At 38.3% G+C, this 22,116-nt stretch carries 22 protein-coding genes; 16 read left to right on the plus strand and 6 right to left on the minus strand.

The genetic code is table 11. From position 1 onward, the window contains the following. Position 1: 1 nt before the first annotated feature. Positions 2-328, minus strand: a complete 327-nt coding sequence (locus VAHSUH02_RS02880; RefSeq protein WP_005384334.1) for a hypothetical protein — start codon at positions 326-328, stop codon at positions 2-4. 96 nt (positions 329-424) lie between these two features. On the opposite strand from VAHSUH02_RS02880, the gene VAHSUH02_RS02885 reads away from it, so the two are divergent. The 10 genes from VAHSUH02_RS02885 to VAHSUH02_RS02930 all read left to right on the plus strand — a co-directional run bounded on the left by VAHSUH02_RS02885 (position 425) and on the right by VAHSUH02_RS02930 (position 8,528). Continuing rightward, positions 425-1,369 (plus strand): Cof-type HAD-IIB family hydrolase, encoded by a 945-nt coding sequence (locus VAHSUH02_RS02885; protein ID WP_005384337.1) that lies wholly within the window; start codon positions 425-427, stop codon positions 1,367-1,369. A 61-nt stretch (positions 1,370-1,430) separates the two neighbouring features. Next, positions 1,431-1,622 (plus strand): 4Fe-4S dicluster domain-containing protein, encoded by a 192-nt coding sequence (locus VAHSUH02_RS02890; protein ID WP_005384339.1) that lies wholly within the window; start codon positions 1,431-1,433, stop codon positions 1,620-1,622. Positions 1,623-1,796: 174 nt separating this feature from the next. Beyond that, on the plus strand, positions 1,797-3,332 hold the full coding sequence (gene guaA, locus VAHSUH02_RS02895; protein ID WP_038149019.1) for a glutamine-hydrolyzing GMP synthase: 1,536 nt from the start codon (positions 1,797-1,799) through the stop codon (positions 3,330-3,332). A gap of 318 nt (positions 3,333-3,650) precedes the next feature. Beyond that, complete coding sequence (locus VAHSUH02_RS02900) at positions 3,651-4,526, plus strand: hypothetical protein (RefSeq protein WP_038149020.1); 876 nt, start codon at positions 3,651-3,653, stop codon at positions 4,524-4,526. A 193-nt stretch (positions 4,527-4,719) separates the two neighbouring features. Further along, positions 4,720-6,153: a hypothetical protein gene (locus tag VAHSUH02_RS02905; RefSeq protein WP_005384351.1), complete on the plus strand. Its 1,434-nt coding sequence runs from the start codon at positions 4,720-4,722 to the stop codon at positions 6,151-6,153. Positions 6,154-6,412: 259 nt separating this feature from the next. Then, positions 6,413-6,832, plus strand: coding sequence for a hypothetical protein (locus VAHSUH02_RS02910; protein ID WP_005384352.1), 420 nt, complete (start codon positions 6,413-6,415; stop codon positions 6,830-6,832). 39 nt (positions 6,833-6,871) lie between these two features. Beyond that, complete coding sequence (locus tag VAHSUH02_RS02915; RefSeq protein ID WP_005384353.1) at positions 6,872-7,171, plus strand: hypothetical protein; 300 nt, start codon at positions 6,872-6,874, stop codon at positions 7,169-7,171. Between the two features lie 191 nt (positions 7,172-7,362). After that, complete coding sequence (locus tag VAHSUH02_RS02920) at positions 7,363-7,626, plus strand: type II toxin-antitoxin system Phd/YefM family antitoxin (RefSeq protein ID WP_005384354.1); 264 nt, start codon at positions 7,363-7,365, stop codon at positions 7,624-7,626. Next, positions 7,623-8,027, plus strand: coding sequence for a type II toxin-antitoxin system VapC family toxin (locus VAHSUH02_RS02925; protein WP_005384355.1), 405 nt, complete (start codon positions 7,623-7,625; stop codon positions 8,025-8,027). Before VAHSUH02_RS02920 ends, VAHSUH02_RS02925 begins: the two co-directional genes overlap by 4 nt. 18 nt (positions 8,028-8,045) lie before the next feature. Then, positions 8,046-8,528: a GNAT family N-acetyltransferase gene (locus tag VAHSUH02_RS02930; protein WP_005384356.1), complete on the plus strand. Its 483-nt coding sequence runs from the start codon at positions 8,046-8,048 to the stop codon at positions 8,526-8,528. Between the two features lie 94 nt (positions 8,529-8,622). Here VAHSUH02_RS02930 and VAHSUH02_RS02935 read toward each other — a convergent pair whose 3' ends face one another. From VAHSUH02_RS02935 to VAHSUH02_RS02950, 4 genes are read right to left on the minus strand one after another with little or no spacing between them, the layout of a single operon-like run. Next, on the minus strand, positions 8,623-9,723 hold the full coding sequence (locus VAHSUH02_RS02935; protein ID WP_005384366.1) for a metal ABC transporter permease: 1,101 nt from the start codon (positions 9,721-9,723) through the stop codon (positions 8,623-8,625). Further along, complete coding sequence (locus tag VAHSUH02_RS02940) at positions 9,720-10,583, minus strand: metal ABC transporter permease (RefSeq protein WP_005384367.1); 864 nt, start codon at positions 10,581-10,583, stop codon at positions 9,720-9,722. Before VAHSUH02_RS02940 ends, VAHSUH02_RS02935 begins: the two co-directional genes overlap by 4 nt. After that, positions 10,580-11,311 (minus strand): metal ABC transporter ATP-binding protein, encoded by a 732-nt coding sequence (locus tag VAHSUH02_RS02945; RefSeq protein ID WP_005384369.1) that lies wholly within the window; start codon positions 11,309-11,311, stop codon positions 10,580-10,582. The genes VAHSUH02_RS02940 and VAHSUH02_RS02945 overlap by 4 nt, the downstream gene beginning before the upstream one ends. A 22-nt stretch (positions 11,312-11,333) precedes the next feature. Further along, positions 11,334-12,275, minus strand: a complete 942-nt coding sequence (locus VAHSUH02_RS02950) for a metal ABC transporter solute-binding protein, Zn/Mn family (protein WP_005384370.1) — start codon at positions 12,273-12,275, stop codon at positions 11,334-11,336. Positions 12,276-12,781: 506 nt separating this feature from the next. Between VAHSUH02_RS02950 and VAHSUH02_RS02955 the strand changes: the two genes are divergently transcribed. The 5 genes from VAHSUH02_RS02955 (at position 12,782) to cooS (ending at position 19,794) form a co-directional block, all read left to right on the plus strand. Beyond that, positions 12,782-13,258, plus strand: a complete 477-nt coding sequence (locus tag VAHSUH02_RS02955; RefSeq protein ID WP_038149022.1) for an energy transducer TonB — start codon at positions 12,782-12,784, stop codon at positions 13,256-13,258. 63 nt (positions 13,259-13,321) lie between these two features. After that, the gene (locus VAHSUH02_RS02960; RefSeq protein WP_038149024.1) at positions 13,322-13,672 is read left to right on the plus strand and encodes an energy transducer TonB; all 351 of its coding nucleotides are present in this window, start codon (positions 13,322-13,324) and stop codon (positions 13,670-13,672) included. 223 nt (positions 13,673-13,895) lie between these two features. Next, positions 13,896-15,224 (plus strand): DUF438 domain-containing protein, encoded by a 1,329-nt coding sequence (locus VAHSUH02_RS02965; protein ID WP_005384377.1) that lies wholly within the window; start codon positions 13,896-13,898, stop codon positions 15,222-15,224. Positions 15,225-15,443: 219 nt separating this feature from the next. Next, positions 15,444-17,072 carry a phosphoenolpyruvate carboxykinase (ATP) gene (locus tag VAHSUH02_RS02970; protein WP_105112043.1) on the plus strand — a complete coding sequence of 543 codons (1,629 nt, stop codon included), beginning with the start codon at positions 15,444-15,446 and terminating at the stop codon, positions 17,070-17,072. A gap of 568 nt (positions 17,073-17,640) precedes the next feature. Further along, complete coding sequence (cooS, locus tag VAHSUH02_RS02975) at positions 17,641-19,794, plus strand: anaerobic carbon-monoxide dehydrogenase catalytic subunit (protein WP_005381535.1); 2,154 nt, start codon at positions 17,641-17,643, stop codon at positions 19,792-19,794. A gap of 467 nt (positions 19,795-20,261) precedes the next feature. Here the strand turns inward: cooS and VAHSUH02_RS02980 are convergent, their stop codons facing one another. Then, positions 20,262-21,047 carry an MBL fold metallo-hydrolase gene (locus VAHSUH02_RS02980; protein ID WP_005384379.1) on the minus strand — a complete coding sequence of 262 codons (786 nt, stop codon included), beginning with the start codon at positions 21,045-21,047 and terminating at the stop codon, positions 20,262-20,264. 160 nt (positions 21,048-21,207) lie between these two features. Here VAHSUH02_RS02980 and VAHSUH02_RS02985 point away from each other — a divergent pair, with 160 nt between their 5' ends. Continuing rightward, positions 21,208-21,807 carry a TetR/AcrR family transcriptional regulator gene (locus VAHSUH02_RS02985; RefSeq protein WP_038149027.1) on the plus strand — a complete coding sequence of 200 codons (600 nt, stop codon included), beginning with the start codon at positions 21,208-21,210 and terminating at the stop codon, positions 21,805-21,807. Positions 21,808-22,116 lie beyond the last annotated feature (309 nt).

Below are 22,116 nucleotides of genomic sequence, written 5' to 3' on the forward strand. Positions count from 1 at the left end.
GCTAAATAAAATGTTTCCTGTATCTCTCTGGGGAGCTGTAATATCGTAGATAGAATTCGTTGCCTCTTTCAGAATTACTGATGATAGATGATAAGGGAACATTGCCATTTATAAAACTACGATTTTGGGTAAAATAAGTGCCCACCTCAATGTCGTGGTGATGGAGTGCCCATACCACGTTATTTCCAGCGATGATAGGAATGTATTTAAACTCAAGATATTCAAATAAACTAGCTATGGTGATGCCGTCTGGTACGGTAAATTCTTCGCGATGATGACTCATATCATCAGCTGCACAAACGGCATCTCGATCGATAATTATATGCATATGATTTCACATCCTTTGAAATAGTAATTCTACAATCTTATGTGATTATCTATATTGTACATCAAGTAAAATTTATATTGTATTAAAGGAGGTTTTATGTCCTCATCTGAACCATTAGACATTAAAAACTATATAGGCCTTACTGGTGATACACCCATTCGATTCATCGCGTCCGATGTGGATGGCACTTTAGTGAATGACGCGAAATCCGTAGATCCAGAGGTGGTCAATGCGGTTCGTGCCGCTCGTGAAAGCGGTATCCGTGTGGCCATCGCATCGGGCCGTGCCTGGCATGAGATGGACGATGTCATCGAGGCCATGCCGTGCTTGCGTTATTTTGTGTGCACCAATGGCGCCTATGTCATGGATAAAGAAGAACAAAAGGAACTCGTTCACATTACTCTTGATAAAACTCGGACCATGGATTTAGTGAGAAAACTAATGACCTATGGTGTGTTTGTAGAGGCTTATGTGAAAGCCGAGATTTTCGGTCAATATCCTGTTGTTGATAATGAGACAGCGCAAGCAGAACATTTCTTTAGACCGAATATTAGGCCGTTCATTTTAAAAACACGTACCATGGTGCCCGATTTAATAGCTCATTTAGAATCGTTACCAGAAGGACCGGAGAAAATTCAAATCTTTTATGGCGATGAACGTATACGCGAATGCATCCTAGCTGATTTGCGGGATGAGTTCCAAGGTGCAGCTATAGATGGCAAAGGGCGCGAACGCTTTTACGATGTCCTTGAATCTAGCGAGGGCAATTTAGAATTTGTGTTACCTCATACGACAAAAGGCACAGCCGTAGAGGCCTTGGCGAACCATTGGGGCTATACTCCTGACGAGGTGATGACTATCGGCGACAGCGAAAATGATCTATCCATGATCCGCTTTGCCAGCGCCAGCGTGGCTATGGGAAATGCACGAGATAATGTGAAAGCTGCCGCCCGTTATGAAACGACAGATAATAATCACTATGGCGTAGCTCGTGCACTATATTCGGCTATTGCGTATAATCGTGAATTCGAAAATAAATAGAAATAAAAATCTGATAGCAAGTTGATGATAGTCCCCATGATTGATAGCGAGGTGATGTAATATGGGAAATCTAAAATTTGATATAGACGATACCTGCGTGAAATGTGGGGCCTGTGCTGAAGACTGTCCTGTACAATGCATCACAGAAGGAACTACAAAATTTATCATTGGTAGCGGCTGCATCAGTTGTGGTGATTGCTATTCAATTTGTCCTGTCGGGGCCGTGCAAATGCATAAGAAATCCGAACGTTAAAAAGTAATGTATAACTTTCATACGGAATATATGGAGTCCATATACTTCGTATGGTATAATGAAATGTAATGAAATTTAGCGTTTTGCTTGTTAAAACGCACCCCCAGTACAGGAATGTATGGACATTATAAATTGGTGAATATACTTTCACAAATAGATGCATACGGAGGAACTATGGAAAACAAGGAATTTGTTATTGTTGTCGATTTCGGCGGTCAATATAATCAGTTGATTGCACGCCGCGTTCGTGAAAATCATGTATACTGCGAAGTATATCCATACAACAAAGCATTGGAAAAAATTAAGGAATTGAAGCCGCAAGGTATCATCTTCACTGGTGGTCCTAACAGCGTGTACGAAGAGAATTCTCCTAAAATTGAAAAGGAAATCTTTGAACTTGGCATTCCAGTTCTTGGCATGTGCTATGGTATGCAATTTATGGCGCATACATTGGGTGGTGAAGTTAAATCTGCGGACAACCGTGAGTTTGGTAAAACACCTACTAAAGTGGACACTACATCCCCATTGTTCAAAGGCTTGGACGAAGACCAAGTTGTGTGGATGTCCCACGTTGACTATGTAGCAAAAGTTCCTGAAGGGTTCGAAATTGTTGCGCATACAAAAGACTGCCCTGTTGCATCTATGCAAAATAAAGAACGCAAATTATACGCTATGCAATATCATGCAGAAGTATTGCACACTGAACATGGTAAAGAAATGCTTCACAACTTCTTGTATGAAGTATGTGGTTTCACAGGCACATGGACAATGGCAAACTATGCAAAAACTGCTATTGAAGAAATCCGTAACACTGTAGGCGATGGCAAAGTATTGTTAGCATTGTCTGGCGGTGTAGATAGCTCCGTTGCGGCAGCTCTTATTTCTAAAGCTGTTGGCGACCAATTGACTTGTATCTTCGTTGACCATGGTTTAATGCGTAAAAACGAAGGCGATGAAGTTGAAGCAGCTTTCAAAGATTCCGGCATGCATTTCATCCGCGTCGATGCAGAAAAACGTTTCTTAGATAAATTGGCTGGTCTTGAAGATCCAGAAGCGAAACGTAAAGCTATCGGCGAAGAATTTATCCGTGTATTCGAAGATGAAGGTCGTAAAATCGGCTCCGTTGACTTCTTGGCGCAAGGTACAATCTACCCTGACGTTATTGAGTCCGGTACTGGCGAAGCAGAAGTTATTAAATCTCACCACAACGTAGGCGGCTTGCCTGCAGTTGTAGACTTCAAAGGCCTTATCGAACCATTGCGCAACCTCTTCAAAGACGAAGTGCGTGAACTTGGTTCTGAATTAGGCTTGGCCGATTACCTCGTATGGCGTCAACCATTCCCAGGTCCTGGTCTTGCTATTCGCGTAATGGGCGAAATCACGAAAGACAAACTCGACATCTTGCGTGATGCGGACTACATCTTCCGTGACGAAATTGCAAAAGCTGGCCTTGATCGCAGCATCAACCAATGCTTTGCAGTATTAACATCTACACGTACCGTAGGCGTTATGGGTGACTTCCGTACATACGATTACACATTGGCATTGCGTGGCGTAACAACAACAGACTTCATGACTGCTGACTGGGCGCGCATCCCTTACGACGTATTGGATACAATCTCCCGTCGTATCGTGAACGAAGTACAACACATTAACCGTATCGTGTACGATATTACATCTAAACCACCTGCTACAATTGAGTGGGAATAATAAGTAAATCGTATTAATTTTTATTCTCTTTTATCTTATTTATCGATATAATTCTCAGAACAAACATTAATTTGGGGTAAATAATTGAGCCAACAGAAGAATTCTTCTGTTGGCTCTTTTCTATTATTATGAAATGAATAATTAAATCAATTGCGATTATTATAAGGTATAAATGGTGAATATTCATAAAATCTTAAAAGTAGTATAATTAAATAGGAAAATTATTGAATATAAAATGTAGGGAATTATTGATTTTGTGTAATTATATCTAATATAAACTTATTGTATTAACTAGATAAAGTTAAAATGGGGGAGATTATGTTTTTATGTGAACAATCAATTAAACAACTTAGGATAATAATAAATGGTGATGATACACCTGATTATAAATCTGGATCTGAGTTAGTTAGTTTTTTTAATAAACTTGGATTTAATGATTATTATGGGCAAGGATTTCCATCTAGATGGATATTTACTGAACTAAAATTAAATGAAATTAATGGAACGACTAAATTAGAGAGTTGTATTAAAGCTATATTTGCTGTGAATAATTATATCGGTAGGATAGATTATTTAGATAATCTAATTGATGAGTTTAACCAATATTTAGTGTTTGATAAGCTTAAAGTCGTTAGAGAGAATGAGAAAATCTTAATTGAAAAATTAGATAAGATAATTATTCCTCCGGTAAAGGGACAATCAGATATTTCGGAAAAAGAGTTTTTACAATTAGCGTTTGATACATCTATTGATGATATCGGATTAGAGTATAATATAACTGAAATTTTAAAGATTAGGATGATTGAAGCTGAGAGTGATATAAAGGCAGGCTGTGCATTATCAGCCATTATCCTTATTGGTAGTATTGCTGAAGGAATACTATTAGGTATTGCTACAAAGTATCCTAGAAGTTTTAATACTGTGAATAGCGCTCCTACTAATCGAAATGATGGAAAAGTTAAACCGTTTAATGCGTGGACACTTAATGATTTTATTGAATCTGCATATGAATTAGATATAATTCATGAAGATGTTAAGAAGTTTAGTCATGTTCTTAGAGAATTTCGAAATTATATTCACCCATATCAACAACTTTGTTCGAAATTTAATCCTGATATACACACCGCAGCAATTTGCTTACAAGTATTAAAAGCACTAATTACACAAGTTAGTAAATATGTAAGAAGAGTTTAAGTGAAGTATCCAATTAGTTTGTAAGAAGGTAAAAGATATTGTGGGATAATGGATCTAGCCTTGTAGTTGAGACGATATTAATATTTAAACAAAAATAGGGAGGGAATTTTGTTTAAAAAAGATATTTGGTTTTAAAATAAATATGTTGATAGTTGTGTAATCTATTATTATTAATTAAATAGAGGTGGGAAAGATGCCTGAGCAAGAAGTTATCATAAGGAATAATACATTAATTGAGCAAGGTACTCAGTTTGAGTCTATGTTGAAAGAATGGGGATTGCCATCAGAAAATATAATTGCTAATACAGATGAACGTATTAGGTTGATAAATAACTTACCTAGCCTTATGGCTAATATTCCTGCAGAACAGAGGCAAAACGCAACATATTTATCTAGATTTGTTGCAGGTGCTTTGATAGGGCTTTTTGATGCTTCATTAAATTATATTTGGAATGAAGTTGTTATAAGTCTTCGAAAACGAATTGTTTATTTTGGTATTGATGTATTTTTTGATAATGCAGTTTCAACTAAGGTAAGAGATCAATATTTGACAGAGGAGGATTTGTCTGGTATTAAAGATAGAGTTATGCTCGAGACCCTTAAAAAGTTGGAGTGGATATCAAATGTAGTTTATTTAAAGTTATGTCATATATTAGATATGAGGAACCAAATAGGAGCATCTCATCCTAATTCTTATGATATTAATGCACTAGAACTATTAGGGTGGTTACAAACGTGTGTATCTGAGGTAATTACTGATAAGCCATCTGATTCAGCAGTTCTTATAAGAGGGATTATTCAAGGAATAAAAACAAATAGAGAACCAATAGATGATAATAAAATACAATCTATTGGTGAAGCTATTGCAAAACTTTCATCTTCAATGGCGGGAGCATTATTACGTTCTTTATTTGGTATTTTTATTGCAGATGATACATCTATGGAGATAAGAAATAATATTCTTAAAATTTCTAAAGAGGTTTGGGAGTACTGTAAAGAAGATATCAAAGTTGATTTTGGAGAGAAGAAGCTTCTTTATCGTAATAGTTTACAAACGGCAAAAGAAGAGTTGGCATATAAGTTTTTAGAGAATTGTGATGGTTTGTCATATTTATCTATCACTGAACGTAGCTTAACTATTAGCAGTTTGTGTGATGATCTAATTCAAATTCATGATAGTTGGGATAATTATTATCATGAAGTACCGGTAGCAAGAGAAATAATGAAATATATTTCTGTTTCTGCAGATATTCCCAAGGATAGAGAAATAAAATTAATTAATACTTTTTTGGTTTGTAGAATTGGTCGAGAGGTTTCATATTGCGATGGAGTTTCACTAGGGGCTATAAAATATTATGACTCTTTATTTAAGTTGTTATCAGAAGAACAAATTAAAGTAACCTTAGTTGAATTAAATAAATACTTAGACTCTATATCTTCAGGGACATCTATAAGAGCGAGAAATATAAGGCAAATTATAAATATATTGAATCGAGAAGATATTAATGAAAGGCTAAAAGAGATTATTGATTACATAATTTCTTTTGATAATAAGAATATAATTCATAAAGTATATAAAGATAAAAAATTTAAGGATATTTCAAAGGGGATTTTAATATTTAGTTGATTATATTTCAATTTATTATTTATTTGAATTATGTATATTAGACGAAACACAATACACAATACATCCATCATATCGTATAGGATGTTATATCTAAATTAATTGCTATAATTGAGTGGGAATAAGAAATAACTATAGTTATTTCTAAGCTAAATAAGCCTCCTATCTTTTGATGGGAGGCTTTTGTATTTTGTACAAAAATTGGTATACTGATTTTAAGTTATAGATTTTGGTTAAACAGTTGTTTGAAAATAGAGGTTCTATGAAAATCACAAGATCTTTCGGAGAGGATTTTAAGTATTCTCTCCACGATGCAAGCTTACAAAAAATTGAATACGTAGATGGTAATTTTATCTTTACCTTTGATTATATGTTCTCCTATGAGAACGGTGTTGAACAAACTCATAAGGCTAAGATTGTATTTGAGAAATGTGATATTGATGGTTTAGAAATTCTCGTTTTTAATAATACAATATTAGATACTTTTACAGGTAAAAGTATTAAGTTACCTCAATATCAACAGGAGTATAGTGAAAGTGAGTTTGAGGTCCTTACAGAGACCTATAATTGGCGCCGTGCTGTACTCCAAGGATGGTTATGGACTGAAGGGAATCCAGTTCACTGTATAATGGACATATACTTTACAGGTGACATGGTATATGTAATTGATGAGAGCTTGTAAAATAAATCTTTCAACATAAACAAATGGGAGAAAATAATCATGGGCTATAAAAATGTATGTACTAACTGTCGAATCGCCTTATCGGAGGGCACGAATTATGAGTTATTTAATACAAATAAAACCTGTCCTATATGTAAAGGTAAAATGTACTTTGTAAATGAGAAGTTTAAAGCTCCTAAAAAATCTAATGATAAAGAATGGAAGATTATCGAGTATTTGTTGTTGAGCGGTTATGATTTTAGAAATCCTATTTATGGAACTGAGAGATATATGTATTTCGAGTTTCCAAAGAACTTACAGGAGGTGGAGGCATTCGTTCGTGAGATGAGAAAGTTATAGTAAACTATATGAGCAAAGCGCTTTAATGATATGTAAATCAGCATTATCATATTACATAGTATATAAATTGAGAATAGAATATGCATAGTGAAGGCTACACAAGAGAATATGTCTTGGTGTAGCCTTTAGTAGTTAAACAGTATATACTTAGGGTAATAGCAACATAAATTTTAAAGAGAGGAGGCAAAACTATGTGTGAAGTAACAATAACACAAGCTACAGCAGAATTGCCTATGCTTGTAAAAAAACTACAGACAGGAGAAGAGTCTGTTGTGTATATCAAACAAGATGGACGGACTGTAGCACAGCTTACACTATCTGAAGACAATAGGCAAACAGAGTCTAAAGTGGATGTGTCGAAACGTATAGGCATTGCAAAAGGTAAATTTAAAATGCCAAAAGATTTTGATAAATGGGATAAAGATATAGAAGAAATGTTTGGAGATACAATATGAATATATTATTGGACACACATTATTTACTATGGTCTATTTTAGGTGATGATTCATTATCTAAAGAAGCAAGTGATATGATAATGAATCCAAATAATAATATTTATTACAGTATTCTTTCCCTATGGGAAATTGAAATTAAGCATCTTAAACGTCCAATGTGTATGCCTATTGATGCAGTAATGGTAGAAGATAGCTGTGCGGGGGCGGGTTTTACATTGTTACCTATATTGGTTCCACATGTGTTAGCACTATCTACATTACATCGTGATGAGAATGCTAAAGCTCATAAAGATCCATTTGACCGTTTGTTAATTGCTCAGGCTAAAACATCTGATATGATATTTTTAACACATGATGAGCTTTTACCAGATTATAATGAACCATGTATTTGTTTTATGTAATATGAAAGATTAAATAATATGCTTATACGAAAAGCGACAACCGCTGATTTAGATTTAGTGACACATATAGAAGCAACTTGTTTTCCTCCTGCTGAGGCGGCGCCTCGTGAGGCTTTTAAGGAACGATTAGATCATTATGCAGGTCAGTTTTTAATTGCCTTTGACGGTGATACACCTATCGGTTTTATCGATGGATTTGTAACGGATGATGAAATCCTAACCGATGAGATGTTTGCTGATGCATCTATGCACAATCCTGATGGGGCATGGCAGATGATATTTGGCCTAAATACAATGCCAGCGTATCGCAATCGCGGTGTAGGGGGGCAGTTGATTGAGGCTTTCATAAAATTGGCCAAAGAAGAAAATCGAAAAGGCGTTATTTTGACATGTAAGGAAGAAAAGATTCATTATTACGCCAAGTTTGGCTTTGTAAATGAAGGCGAGTCTATATCTGATCACGGCGGTGCTAAGTGGTATCAGATGCGTGTTGTGTTCTAGCCATATAATTAAATATAAAAGAAGAAGCTGAAATCTTGCAGATTAGCATTGGTTTCAGCTTCTTTTTTGTTGGGACAAAGTATTGGTATTATATTTAAATAATTTCTTTAACTTGCGCTACACCTTTATCGGTCAGCATATAGTACCCATTTGTTACGTACAACAAGCCTTGTTTCTTAAGGTGTGTTGCGGCTTGGTGTGTATAGTCTGGCTTCCAGTTCAAGTGTTCGTGAATGGTGCCGATACCATTTTCAATGGCCGCCACAGGTGTATTCATATGGGTATAGATGTGGCAGAGCATCATCGTTTCTCGATAGTGACGACGCAAGTGGCGTTGGCGAAGATAGGTTGCAATATAGCCTGTCTTTGGCGTGCAAATAACGGCAATTAATAATGCGAGACCAATCGTTGTTGCGATAGCGCCTGCAATGGATACGTCTAGGGTGAAAGCGACTTCTGTACCGATAACGGCACAGATAATGCCGATGATGATACTGCTAATGAGCATGGCTTTCACAGAGTCCGTCCATAAATAAGCGATGACCGCAGGTCCGATCATGAGGCCAATAACGAGAATGGCGCCTACTGCTTGGAATGAAGCCACCACGGTGAGGGATACCATGGTCATGAGCACGTAGTGGATGAGGGCAGGCATGAAGCCGAAAAGCCCTGCTAATAGTGGATCGAAGGTGGATAGCTGCAATTCCTTGTAGAAGAGCATAACTAATAGGAGGTTGATGAATGCCACCCCAAGGGAAATCCATAGTGAAACAGGACCTAGGTCGGTGCCGTTTACAATCCATCTGTCGAATGGAGCGAACGCAATTTCCCCTAGAAGTGCCGTATCTACGTCAAGGTGTGCGTTGCCGCTGTAGAGGCTGACGAGAATGATGGCAATGGAGAAGAGGAGGGGGAAGATGATACCAATGGATGCGTCTTCGTTGACGAGGCCCGTGTTATGAATCATCTCTGTAAGCCACACTGTTCCTACGCCGACTATGGTTGCCCCTACTAAAAGCAAGGGCGAGTTTAAGTCTTCCGTTACAAAGAAAGCGAGCACGATGCCGAGGAATACGGTGTGCGTAATGGCGTCAGCCATCATGGACATGCGGCGCAGCACGAGGAATACACCAGGGATAGCGCACGCGATGGATACCGCAATGGCAATGAATAAAATCTCTGTATGTACTGTCATGGGGCACCTCTTTTCCGGAATTGCCACAAGATGCCTCTATTAGGTGCAAATATGAGGCTCAACAGTACAATAATCGACAGAATGACGATGATGGCAGGTCCTGTAGGCAGTTTTTGTACTGTTGTACTCCAAATGGTACCGCCGATAGCAGATACCATACCGAAACATCCTGCTAACATACACATGGTACCTAGCTTGTTCGTCCACTGACGAGCCCCTACGGCCGGTGCAATGAGTAGGGAACTGATTAAGATAGCACCTACTGATTGAATGCCGATGATGATGGTCATGATCAATAGGAATCGATATAAAATGAGTGTAAAGGTGATGGGAATTTGCAATGTTTTGGCGTATTCTACGTCAAAGGAAATGAGCTTTAGCTCTTTCCAAAATAAGGCTGTTAAAACGATAATGATGAGCGCTGCCGCCGATGTAATGTACACATCGCGGGCTAATATGGTGGCGGCCTGTCCAAATATAAATTTTGAAAGCCCCGCCTGACCTGCATTGTTCAGACTTTGAAGGTAGGTGAGTAGAACCATACCAAGACCAAAGAAAGCAGATAGTATAGTAGCCAGAGCACCATCGAATTTGATTTTACTGTTTTCTACGGTAATGGTTATGAGCCACGCCGCAGTGATAGAGGACAGGGCGGCACCTATAATGAGTACCTCAATGTCTTTTATACCGGTCAGCAAGAATGCGATGACTACACCAGGCAGTGCCGCGTGGGAGAGACCGTCACCGATTAGGCTTTCCTTGCGCAGTACAGCGAAGGTGCCTGCAATACCACTGGCAAGGCCCAAGAGAGCCGTGCCGAGCAATACCATCTGTGTCGTATAGGACTGGAGTATGGTCATACAATCCTCCCCTTGCCGTAGGTGCGCTCGATGACCTCATCGGTAAAGGTCTCTGCTACGGGACCATAGGCAACAGTTTGCTTATTGACCATCGTTACCCAGTCGAAATATTGAGGTACCGTATTTAAGTCGTGATGTACGACGATAACCGTTTTGCCGCGCGCTTTCATTTCTTGTAAAAGGGAGATAATGGCGTGCTCCGTCGTTTTATCGACGCCCTTAAAAGGCTCGTCCATGAGGTAAATATCTGCCTCTTGTACGAGGGCTCTCGCGAGGAATACACGCTGTTGTTGGCCCCCTGAAAGTTGACGAATTTGCCTATTTACATAGTCGCTCATGCCCATTTTTTCAATCATGGAGAGGGCGAGTTCCTTATCCTTTTTACTTGGTCGTTTGAACCAACCTAGATGACCATAGCGGCCCATAAGTACGACATCTAATACGGTAGTAGGAAAGTCCCAGTCTACGCTACCGCTTTGAGGGACATAGGCGATTTTCTTGTAATCCTTTTTGTCCATCGCAAGGTGGTGGTCGATATAAAACTTAACACTACCTGAGATAACTGTTAATAGGCCTAACATGGCCTTTAATAATGTAGATTTACCGGCTCCATTAGGGCCGACGATAGCCGCTAAGGAACCGATGGGTACCTTCATATCTACGTCCCATAATACGGGTTTTGTCGTATAGGCTACGGTCATATCTTCAACTTCAACGGCCCATTCCATAGAGACCTCCTTTTATCATTGTTTATTTAAGTGCTTTAGCGATGGTATCGATATTGGCTTTTACCATACCGATATATGTGCCGCCTTCAGTGCCTTCAGAACCGAGGGAGTCGGAGTATAATTCGCCACCGATGGCAACGTTCCAACCTTTAGCCTTAGCTGCTTCTTGAACGGCTTCAATTGTTTTGTGCGGTACAGAAGATTCTACGAAGATCGCTTTAATTTTGTGATCTACGATGAATTGCACAAGTTCATTCACATCTTGTGTGCCTGCTTCTGTAGCAGTACTTACACCTTGCAAACCTTTTACTTCAAAGCCATACGCACGAGCAAAGTATTGGAAGGCATCGTGTGCTGTTACGAGAACGCGAGATTCTTTAGGAATTGATTCTGCTTGAGTTTTGATGTATGCATCTGTTTCATCTAATTTAGTGAGGTATGCATCATAGCGTTTTTTGAAATCCTCTTTGTGAGCTGGGTCTGCTTTTGAAAGTCCTTCGTATACAGCCTTGGCTGCAAGTTTCCAATTTGCTACATCGAACCAAATATGAGGGTCTTTAGTTTTCACGCCATCTTCTTCGTCAAAGTCGAGTAGAGTAGCTGGATTAATGGCGTCGGATACGCGGATAGTAGCTTTATTTTGTTTTGTTAAATTGTCGAAAATAGAACCCATTTTACCTTCTAAGTGAACACCGTTGTACACTACAACATCTGCCTTAGACATAGTTGTTACATCGCCGGCGCTCGCTTGATAGAGATGAGGGTCTACGCCAGGGCCCATAAGACCTTGGACGGACACATGGTCACCGCCAATTTCTTTTACTAAATCGGTCAGCATCGTCGTAGTGGCGACGACGTTTAGTTTCTTTTGACTGTCCTGTGCTGCATCCTTACCACAGCCTGCAAGGGCTAGTAACATAAGTGCTAATGATACGACGACTAATACGACTCGGTTGAACTTCATAATAAACCTCCTTTATATAGATGCTAATTTTAAAAACTTTAATAATCTTGTTTGAGGGAACTGTACTGTCTTAATGATGAAATCATTTGAAGTGGAGAATATTTCCCTAAATTTAAACAGAAAAATAGCCGCTACTAACGTAGCGGCTATTGGCAGTTATACAGTCTTCTGCTAAGGTCACGATCATTTAGTGGATAAGAGCTTGTAGATGGTTCGGCCCAACGAGGGCAACGATACCAAGTACCATCATGACCTTCATTTGAATACGCTTTCTACGTCTCATGATGAACCTCCTTTTGTAATTTTGTTACATCAACTTGATGTGTAATCCGATCAATTTAGTCAATATGAATATAACATAGATGAGAAAAATTATCAATAAAAATTATTCTATAAATATATTTTTTACTAATAGATTACATTTTGCAGTTAAGTATTTTTTTCTTCATCTTTATCGAGTATTATATATGTATATTTATTATATTAATTTCGAGGGGGAACAAACCATGAATATATTAACTCGATTCGCGTGTGCTGCTGTTCTTACATTTGCGGTAGGTGCTATGATGCCTGCTCATGCTGATGCGGCTGCGGGTAGATTTACAGAAGCACCTCGCGAGGTATCCATCGTTAAACCTACGATGCCAGCTATTCCAAATGGAATTATCGTAGCAGATCATATGCGTGTACGATTCCTAATTAACAAACAAGGCAAGGTTGAAAATGTCTTTGTAGAACAATCCTCGGGTTATGGTCCTGTTGATGAGGCTGTGAAAGCTGCTATTAGACAATGGGAATTTACGCCGGCTATTGGCACAGATCAAAAAGCCCATGCATCCATCATAGGCATGACAATTACATTGCCAAAGGGTAATGCTCCAGCTAAGTCCGGCAATGGTAAATTGACGATAGACAAATCACAGTCTAACGATAATCATGCGTCTGATGTGAATGCGAAAGCGAATGGTCCTAAGGCAAAATAAGGAGTGAAACAGTCTAGGACTCAATAATGAGAGTGGTCATAAGACTAAATGAGGAGAAAGATGATGAGTAATGTATTGCGTTGTGTTGCCTTAACGGCATTAATAATGTCCATGTCTGCCGCTGTTTCTTTGGCGGCCACACCTTATGAAGCGCCAAAAGCAGTATCTACACCAGGCTTTGATTCTGGTGTACTACATGGTTATGCCGGTGATGCAACTGTTGTTAATGTAAACTTTACTATTAATACAGATGGATCCGTTTCTCATGTAGAATTACAAGGGTCTACTGGTAGTAGTGATGCGGATGCATCCATTGTGAACACGATTTCTACATGGAAATTTACACCGGCTACGGATAGCAATGGCAATCCTGTAGAGGCATCTAAAACTGAATATATTAATTTAAGGAATTAATAGAAGGCACTCATACATTGTATGGGTGCTTTTTTATGTGCTGGTGAAAGTACTTAAGGAGTTAATTATATTGGGTGAAAGTGTTTTGTGGCTCAATTATCTTGGGAAATGTATCTGCAGCAACTGAAAATTACTTTCAAAATAAATATAATAAAAATATATTTAATATAGTAATAATATATTGTATATACTAATAGTCTTTGACCCCTGGAGGTATAAGCATATGAATCCATTACAGCAAAAGCTAGATATTAATAACGAACGGTACAGAATTATTGTATCTATTAAAGAGGATTATTTAGACGGTAAATTATCCTTGGAAGAGGGTAACCGTATTTTAAAAGAAAAGTTAGGTACTTGTACGCCTGACGAATTTGCTTATGCAGAGCAAAGTTTGAAAGGTTTCTATAAGGATGAAGAAATACTAGACAAGATGGATGATTTGTTGAATTTATTTGACGGTGTATTAGTGCGTGCCGAAAATGAGTACCCAGAGAATCATCCGTTGTGGGCTTATTTAGAAGAAATTAATGCGGTTGAAAAGGTAGCTCTTGAAGCGGATGAATTGTTAAAACAAGATAAGTTTATTAAAAATCCTTGGCTTGGTGTTTTTGATTCCTTAGCAGAATGGCGTATCCATCTATCTCGTAAGCAAAATCAATTATATCCAATGTTAGAAAATCATGGGTTTGATCGTCCAACGCGGATTATGTGGACCTTTGATGATGGCGTGCGCGATGCTATCTCTGCATCCTATGCATTGCTTCGTGAAGATAAATATGAAGAATTCCTAGCATCTGTTCCAGAAACACTGGCAAAGTTACGTGATTTGAACTCTAAGGAGTTAGAGGTTTTATTGCCAACATCCTTTAAATTATTAAGTGATGAAGAGTTTGTGCGCATGAGCAAAAATGACCATGAAATCGGTTATGCTATTATTAACGCACCGGGTTTATATGTAGTGACAGGCATCAATGATTCTGCGGCACAACTAAATACAAATAACTCCGGTCAAAACGGTGCTGTATCTAACGAGTTCCTAAACGATTTGGCAGGTCTATTATCCAAATATGTTGGCCCTGTAGGAGGTGCAGCCGTTAGTAAAGATGCTGTCCTAGATGTGGCCACTGGCAAATTGACCTTAGAACAAATTAATTTGTTGTTCCGTCATCTGCCTGTGGATTTATCCTATGTAGATGAAAATGAACTCGTTAAATTCTACAGTGATACACCACATCGCATTTTCCCTCGTAGTGCTAATGTTATTGGCCGTGAGGTGAAGAATTGCCATCCTGCTAAGTCTGTTCATGTTGTAGAAGAAATCGTAGAGAAATTCCGTTCGGGAGAACAAAGCCAAGCAGAATTTTGGATCAATAAACCGGGCTTGTTTATCTACGTTATCTACACGGCCGTGCGCGATGAAAATGGTAAATTCCGAGGCGTACTAGAAATGATGCAAGATTGTACACATATCCGTGAATTAGAAGGCTCCCGTACATTGTTGACTTGGGATAAAACTGACTTTGTAGGCGATAATCAACGCATTTATTAATAAAAAGTAACTCTCTGAGAGCTTACAATAATTATCAATTTTTATTATTACAAAATGTGTTGCACTAATTTAAAATAAACATACAATAATTTACTTTTATTCATCTCTTTCGTGTATACAAATTTGTTAAAAACAGGTAAAATAGAAATTATTAGAAGTATTTTCAATACACGTACCGATAGGTTTTTATAAAGTTATACGATAAAGGTGAGGATTAGAATGGCAACACGTCGCATTTGGAATCAAAGTGAAATCAAGACAAATCCGTTATTTTCTAAATTACGCAGCACCATTGAAACTGCGTTTTATGGCAATAACGTAAAACCTGTTACATCTGTAGCAGAAGCGTATACATTGGCAACGCAAGAACCAGGTGTCATTCTTCTTGATATGCCTGTATTTAAACCAGAAGAACAAGGTTTACCAGCTGATGCTAAAATTCTCGTAACTAATGATGGTAAAACGACTGGCCGCTATGCGAAGGCTCGCCGTATCATTGGTGATGAAGGTATTGATGAAGTCGAATTAGCCGGTATCGCTCGTGATGCTGTGTATGATAGTCGCAATAAAGAATGGATTTCTACACAAGTTGTGGTTGGTCTTGATCGAAAATTCACGGCTCGTGCTCATCTTATGATTCCAAAGGATCATGCATCTATCATGTATTCTTGGGTTATGAACTTTAAATTTTTTGACGATGCAGTGAAAGAGTTCTATAACAACAGTAAAGACATCCCGGAAGGGGATATTTATATCTACTCTGACCCTGACTATGTAGTACCAGGTCATCCAGGTGGTCTTGCTATTTTTGATCCTGCTCATAACTGCGCTATGATTCTTGGCATGCGTTACTTTGGGGAACATAAAAAAGGCACATTGACATTGGCTTGGTCTTTAGCAAACCGTTATGGCTACGTAGCCTGCCACGGCGGTATGAAACGCTATAACCTTAAAAATGGTGAGTCTTTCACAATCGGCGTATTTGGTCTATCCGGTTCCGGTAAATCTACATTGACTCACGAAAAACACAATGGTCGCTATGATATTTCTATCTTGCATGACGATGCATATATCATCAATACAAATGATTTGTCCTCCGTTGCGATGGAACCAACATACTTTGATAAAATGCAGGATTATCCTGTGGAACACCCTGCTAATAAATACTTATTAACCTTGCAAAACGTAGGCGTTACCCTCGATGAAAATGGTAATAAGGTCGTATTGGCTGAGGACGTGCGCAACAATAATGGCCGTGCTATTAAATCCCAATTCTGGACAGACAATCGCGTAAACCACGTGGACGAACCGGTTAATGCCATTGTGTGGCTAATGAAAGATAAAACATTGCCACCAATCCTTAAAATCGACGACCCTATATTGGCTTCCACTATGGGCGCAACCCTTGCAACACGCCGCTCTACTGCGGAAAAACTCGATGCCAACGTCGATCCAAATGCACTCGTTATTGAACCATATGCAAACCCATTCCGTACCTATCCGTTAGTTCGTGATTATGAAAGCTACAAAAAACTCTTCAAAGAATGTGGTGTAGATTGCTATATCATGAACACCGGATTCTTCCTTGAAAAGAAAATCCCTAAAGAAGTGACCATTGATTTATTAGAACGCCTAGTAGAAGGAGACCTACAATTCGAACCATTCGGTGCCTATGAAAACCTATCCTACGTAGAAGTACCAGGATTCGAACCACCATTTGATGTACGCGAATACCATCACCAACTACACCAAGCCTTTGAATTCCGCTCTGAATACGTGGAAAAACTCAAAGACGGTAAAAATGAATTACCACAAGAAGTACTTGATGTACTAAAAACTTTAATGTAACACTATAGTTAAATACAAAACAGCCCGTCACAAATGACACGCTACTGCGCTAAAGCGGAGCCCGAAGTCATTTGTGACGGGCTGTTTTTACTTTATCCTTTATGCTTATACATTAAAGTTTTTAGCACATTTGCGTTAGAGAAGCTACTGCGCTAAAGCGGAGCTAATGTTTTAAATATTTTAGATGGAGCAGTAAGATTTTGTGAAAATGATGCAGGAGAATTGTTGGTGTATATAGAATTAGTATTATAAGGTGTTTATTTCTCATGAGTAATTTTAATTCCTTTAATAAATAGGAATTAAAAATAAGTTTGTTTCATGAAATTATTATGAGTTTTATAATTGAAAAACATTGTTATAATGGGGGATTGGAGGCGATATTTTTTATAATATGTATAAAATTAGATTGACAATTGTCCTCTCAAAAAATATACTTGTAATAGATTAAAACATATTTTGAAGATAGGACTTAAAGCCCATCATTATGGTGGAATTAACTAGAAGTAAATGTAGAATATGTTTTCTTGTTATTGTCAGTTGGCCTATGTAGGCCCCTAGGAGGTTTATTATGAATAAAGATGTGGAAAACAAAAACATCCATGACCACAGTCATGACGAACATCATCATGACCATGAGCATTGTGGCGGTTATCATCATCATGGTCACGACCACGACCACGATCACGATCATGAACATGGTCACGACCATAGTCATGCAAAGGCTATGCCGACGGATAAATGGGTGCCACATACTCATGAACCAGGGGTACCTCATGAACATGGTGTAAACGACTACATGAAAGCCGTTGCTGAGTATCGTAAAACCTGGCCTACAAAACAGGATGTAATTGAACAAACACCAGACCCTGCGGTACGTGAAATGATTCTTCGTATGGAGCAAATCGGTTGCGATACAGTGTTTGACCGTTTCGACAAACAACAACCACAATGTACTTTCGGTATTGCTGGCGTATGTTGTCGTGTTTGCTTCATGGGTCCATGTAAAATTACACCTAAGAGCCCTCGCGGTGTCTGCGGTGCTGATGCTGATCTTATCGTAGCTCGTAACATGACACGTGCCGTTGCTGGTGGTTTGACTCAACATGGTGCGCATGCTCGTGAAATCTTGATTTCTTTGAAGGCTGCTGCTACTGGTGAATTAGATATTCCGATTTTGGGCGAAGAAAAAATCCGTACCGTATGTAAAGCTTTCAACATTCCTGAAGAAGGCCGTTCCTTAAAAGATGTAGCTAATGATTTAGCAGATGTTCTGTTAGAAGACTTGAGTCGTGCGTTGCCAGGTGAATATAAGACGATTACAGCTATGGCTCCTGCTGAACGTCGTGAAGTTTGGAAAAATCTAGATATCTTGCCTGTTTCCGCATACAACGAAGCATTTGATGCATACCATCGCACATGTGTAGGTGGAGATGGCGATTGGGAAAGCAATATGAAACAATTTTTGCGTTGTGGTCTTGCTTTCACATTTACTGGTGTAGTAGCTGCAGATATTGCTACTGATGCATTATTTGGTCAAGGCGGCCGCCGTACATCAAAGGTTAATATTGGTGCTTTGAAAAAAGGGTATGTTAACATAGCTGTTCATGGTCACTTGCCAACATTGGTATCTCAAATTTGTAAAATTGGTGCATCTGAAGAGTACTTAGAAAAAGCGAAAGCTATTGGTGCGAAAGGTATCCAATTCTATGGGATTTGTTGCTCTGGTTTGTCCAGTATGTATCGTTATGAAAACGTTATCCCATTGTGTAATGCAATTGGTGCTGAACTTGTACTTGGTACAGGTGCTCTTGATTGTTGGGTAGCAGATGTACAAGACGTATTTCCTGCCATTATGGACGTAGCACGTTGTTTCAATACAAAAGTTATTACAACATCTGATGCAACTCGCTTGCCAGGTGCAGAACATATCGGTTACGATCATCATCATACTAACTTGTCCGAAACTAAAGAATTGGCTCGCAAAATCTTGGATCGCGCTCTTGAAGCTCATGAATTACGTAAAGGGATGCCTGTATTCATCCCGCCATATGAAATCACTGCAGAAGTTGGTTTCTCTCCGGAATCCACTGTTAAACATTACGGTTCCTTCAAACCATTGGCAGAGGCTTTAAAATCAGGTAAAGTCCGTGGTATCGTTAATGTAGTAGGTTGTTCCAATCCTCGTGTTATCTATGAAAAAGCAACTGTAGATGTTGTTGATACACTTATTAAAAATGGCTGCCTTATCTTAACTAATGGTTGCGCATCCTTCCCATTGATGAAACTTGGCTATTGTAATACAGATGCTATTAAGAAATGTAGCCCTGCATTGCAAGAGTTCTTGGGCGATGATCAACCCCCAGTATGGCATGTTGGCGAATGTGTAGATAATGCGCGTTCCTCTGGTATCTTCGGTGGTATCGCAGCAGAATTAGGCCTTAACTTGCCTCAATTACCATTTGCTATGTCTAGTCCTGAATGGTCTAACGAAAAAGGTGTTGGTGCATCCCTCGGTTTCCGATTGATGGGGATTAACTCCTACCACTGCGTTGAGCCACCTACACAAGGCTCTGATGCTGTTACAAAATGGTTGAAAGAAGATACTAAAGATCTCTTAGGTTCCGTTATGTATGTAAATACTGATCCTGTTAAAGTAGCAGAAAAAATCTTAGCAGATATGGATGCAAAACGGGCTGCTTTAGGTTGGGCAGAAGTAAAATAATTATTAATTGATTAGACTATTTAACCGAAAATAAAACTCATCTTCTTTACGAGGTAATGAAATACCCTCTCGTGCGTCCTCCACCGCCTTAACGGTCTGCGGCATAGCCTTGACCTAGCAAAGTCGGACGTACTGAGAGGGTTATTTCATTAGAGGTAAACTCTAAATTAGTAAATCTAAATGATGAGTTTTATTTTCTACGTTTTAGCCTAATTAACTAATAATTATTTATGAAAGAATAAAAGCGTCAGGCAGACCTGACGCTTCATTGTAATTTCCATCTTAAGTTTATTCAAATAAACTTAAGATAACGCCTAACGTAATAAGTACTGGTAATACTTACACGTTAGGCGCATCTTATTTCCCAAATTTTTAGATGAGCCTAACGCTTGCACACGTCAATGACTCTCTTTATGTTTATAGTATACCTCAATAACAACATAAAAACAACATAGGTATATAGTAACTTATAGTATAATAGTTTCTCCATCCTCAGGGACTGCTACATGGCTTTCGATATGGGTGCCTTTGATAAATTTGCGCACATCCTTACGGCTTGTTGCTGTATGATTAACTGTATCCATATGAACAGCGATGATTTTAGCTTCTGGTTTGCGTACTACCATGCGGCCAATATCTTTTGTACCCATAATAATACTATCTTCAAAGCCTAAAACTTGAGCATATCCAGTGTTCATAATAATAACGTTAGGATCGAAGCGAAGGAGAGCCTTCTCTACATCACTTGTCCAAACTGTATCGCCTACAAGGTACACAGTTGGTTCGTCTGCTGCTTCAAAAATAACGCCCATTGCATCGCCTGCTAATGGTGCGAGAACTGGATTTGCATACATTTCTATAGTGCCGTGTGAACCACCTGTTTTTCTTAATGTGATACCATTAAACTCAAGACTTTCAAAAATGATGCGTACATCATTAAAGCCTTGGGAGATAATAAGTTCTTTGTCCGCTGTATTTTGCACAAAAATAGGAAGTGACTTTGGAATAGATTTAATTGCCGTGTCATCCCAATGATCGAGATGTGTGTGTGTAACTACTACCGCAGTTACATTGCTTAATAGATTGTCCATTGATACAGGTAAATCAACCATAGGCATTCTTTGTTGATAGTTAAATGTTCCTTCAAAGCCAGGATAAGTATCTTTTGGTGCTAAGAATGGATCAATAAGAAATGTTGTGTTTTTTATTGTTAATTTTCCTGTAGCATTTCTAATGTGAGTATATTGTGTCATAGGTATCTCCTTAATTGTATTTTGAAAATCTAATCAAATAGATTACTGTTTGTAATCTCTAGAATTAGTGTACCTTGTTTTGTTATACTAGTCTCAACAATAATTGACACTGTGTTTGTTAATAGACACATTGTATAAATGTGTCTATGTAGGAGGTTATATGATAACTCGAAAAGAAATGACACGAATGTTGTTAAAAGAAGGGTTGCTTAGTTGTTTAGAAAACCATTCTTTTGAGTCTTTAACCGTAACATTGTTGTGTAAAGCATCAGGTATAACTCGCTCTACTTTTTATTTACATTATAGCAATATCATGGAAATTGTTGATGATTTAGTAGATGATGCAATCGCTTATTCGCGACCAGGAATGGTAGATAATAATAATTTACAAACTATAGCTCAAACCTTATCGGCTGCTTCTAATTCTGTTTCGTTGAGAGAAGCATACGATTCTATTTTTGATAGATTGCCCTTATGTCAGCGTATTATACGACATAAAAAGTATTTACCTTTATTTTTAGATGACCAAATTTCAGAATATGTATTGCAACGAATTATACGGAGTGAAAAAGATCGGCAAGGGCTTGTTATGGCAGAAGCACTTGGGACTTCATTTGACGTGGGTGTATCCGTTTTTGTATTTTTAGTGCACGGACTATATGCTGTTAATAAACAATATAAGTGGTCCCAAAGCGATGAATGGTTAGAAGCACAGAAAGTTATCTTTGAACTCGTTTGCCGTGGCTTACAAAGAAAATAAGCATATAAAGTTTTCACATAGTTTCTTGGTGCATCAATACATGCTCTCCTAGAAATTAGAACAGGCCTGTTCTAATTTTTAGAAGAGGTATATGGATGAGGTCAAGTCCCTAGGCCGCGACCGTTCTGTCTATTTAGAACGAATAAATTCATGGACAACCGTAATTGCTGTGGCAGAAAATATAATTTACTATGTGATGTTCTAATACAGATCTAAATTCCAATAAAAGAACACCCACAATTATTCGACTTTACTAGGTCAAGGCCCTAGGCCGCAGATCGTTCTGTCTATTTAGAACGTATAAATTCA

The organism is Veillonella atypica KON, assembly GCF_002959915.1.
Taxonomy (GTDB): Bacteria; Bacillota; Negativicutes; order Veillonellales; family Veillonellaceae; genus Veillonella; species Veillonella atypica.

What these genes read in the sequence shown, in the direction of transcription:
- VAHSUH02_RS02880 (WP_005384334.1), bottom strand. Translation starts at nt 328, where the DNA reads ATGCATATAATTATCGATCGAGATGCCGTTTGTGCAGCTGATGATATG.
- VAHSUH02_RS02885 (WP_005384337.1), top strand. Translation starts at nt 425, where the DNA reads ATGTCCTCATCTGAACCATTAGACATTAAAAACTATATAGGCCTTACT.
- VAHSUH02_RS02890 (WP_005384339.1), top strand. Translation starts at nt 1,431, where the DNA reads ATGGGAAATCTAAAATTTGATATAGACGATACCTGCGTGAAATGTGGG.
- guaA (WP_038149019.1), top strand. Translation starts at nt 1,797, where the DNA reads ATGGAAAACAAGGAATTTGTTATTGTTGTCGATTTCGGCGGTCAATAT.
- VAHSUH02_RS02900 (WP_038149020.1), top strand. Translation starts at nt 3,651, where the DNA reads ATGTTTTTATGTGAACAATCAATTAAACAACTTAGGATAATAATAAAT.
- VAHSUH02_RS02905 (WP_005384351.1), top strand. Translation starts at nt 4,720, where the DNA reads ATGCCTGAGCAAGAAGTTATCATAAGGAATAATACATTAATTGAGCAA.
- VAHSUH02_RS02910 (WP_005384352.1), top strand. Translation starts at nt 6,413, where the DNA reads ATGAAAATCACAAGATCTTTCGGAGAGGATTTTAAGTATTCTCTCCAC.
- VAHSUH02_RS02915 (WP_005384353.1), top strand. Translation starts at nt 6,872, where the DNA reads ATGGGCTATAAAAATGTATGTACTAACTGTCGAATCGCCTTATCGGAG.
- VAHSUH02_RS02920 (WP_005384354.1), top strand. Translation starts at nt 7,363, where the DNA reads ATGTGTGAAGTAACAATAACACAAGCTACAGCAGAATTGCCTATGCTT.
- VAHSUH02_RS02925 (WP_005384355.1), top strand. Translation starts at nt 7,623, where the DNA reads ATGAATATATTATTGGACACACATTATTTACTATGGTCTATTTTAGGT.
- VAHSUH02_RS02930 (WP_005384356.1), top strand. Translation starts at nt 8,046, where the DNA reads ATGCTTATACGAAAAGCGACAACCGCTGATTTAGATTTAGTGACACAT.
- VAHSUH02_RS02935 (WP_005384366.1), bottom strand. Translation starts at nt 9,723, where the DNA reads ATGACAGTACATACAGAGATTTTATTCATTGCCATTGCGGTATCCATC.
- VAHSUH02_RS02940 (WP_005384367.1), bottom strand. Translation starts at nt 10,583, where the DNA reads ATGACCATACTCCAGTCCTATACGACACAGATGGTATTGCTCGGCACG.
- VAHSUH02_RS02945 (WP_005384369.1), bottom strand. Translation starts at nt 11,311, where the DNA reads ATGGAATGGGCCGTTGAAGTTGAAGATATGACCGTAGCCTATACGACA.
- VAHSUH02_RS02950 (WP_005384370.1), bottom strand. Translation starts at nt 12,275, where the DNA reads ATGAAGTTCAACCGAGTCGTATTAGTCGTCGTATCATTAGCACTTATG.
- VAHSUH02_RS02955 (WP_038149022.1), top strand. Translation starts at nt 12,782, where the DNA reads ATGAATATATTAACTCGATTCGCGTGTGCTGCTGTTCTTACATTTGCG.
- VAHSUH02_RS02960 (WP_038149024.1), top strand. Translation starts at nt 13,322, where the DNA reads ATGAGTAATGTATTGCGTTGTGTTGCCTTAACGGCATTAATAATGTCC.
- VAHSUH02_RS02965 (WP_005384377.1), top strand. Translation starts at nt 13,896, where the DNA reads ATGAATCCATTACAGCAAAAGCTAGATATTAATAACGAACGGTACAGA.
- VAHSUH02_RS02970 (WP_105112043.1), top strand. Translation starts at nt 15,444, where the DNA reads ATGGCAACACGTCGCATTTGGAATCAAAGTGAAATCAAGACAAATCCG.
- cooS (WP_005381535.1), top strand. Translation starts at nt 17,641, where the DNA reads ATGAATAAAGATGTGGAAAACAAAAACATCCATGACCACAGTCATGAC.
- VAHSUH02_RS02980 (WP_005384379.1), bottom strand. Translation starts at nt 21,047, where the DNA reads ATGACACAATATACTCACATTAGAAATGCTACAGGAAAATTAACAATA.
- VAHSUH02_RS02985 (WP_038149027.1), top strand. Translation starts at nt 21,208, where the DNA reads ATGATAACTCGAAAAGAAATGACACGAATGTTGTTAAAAGAAGGGTTG.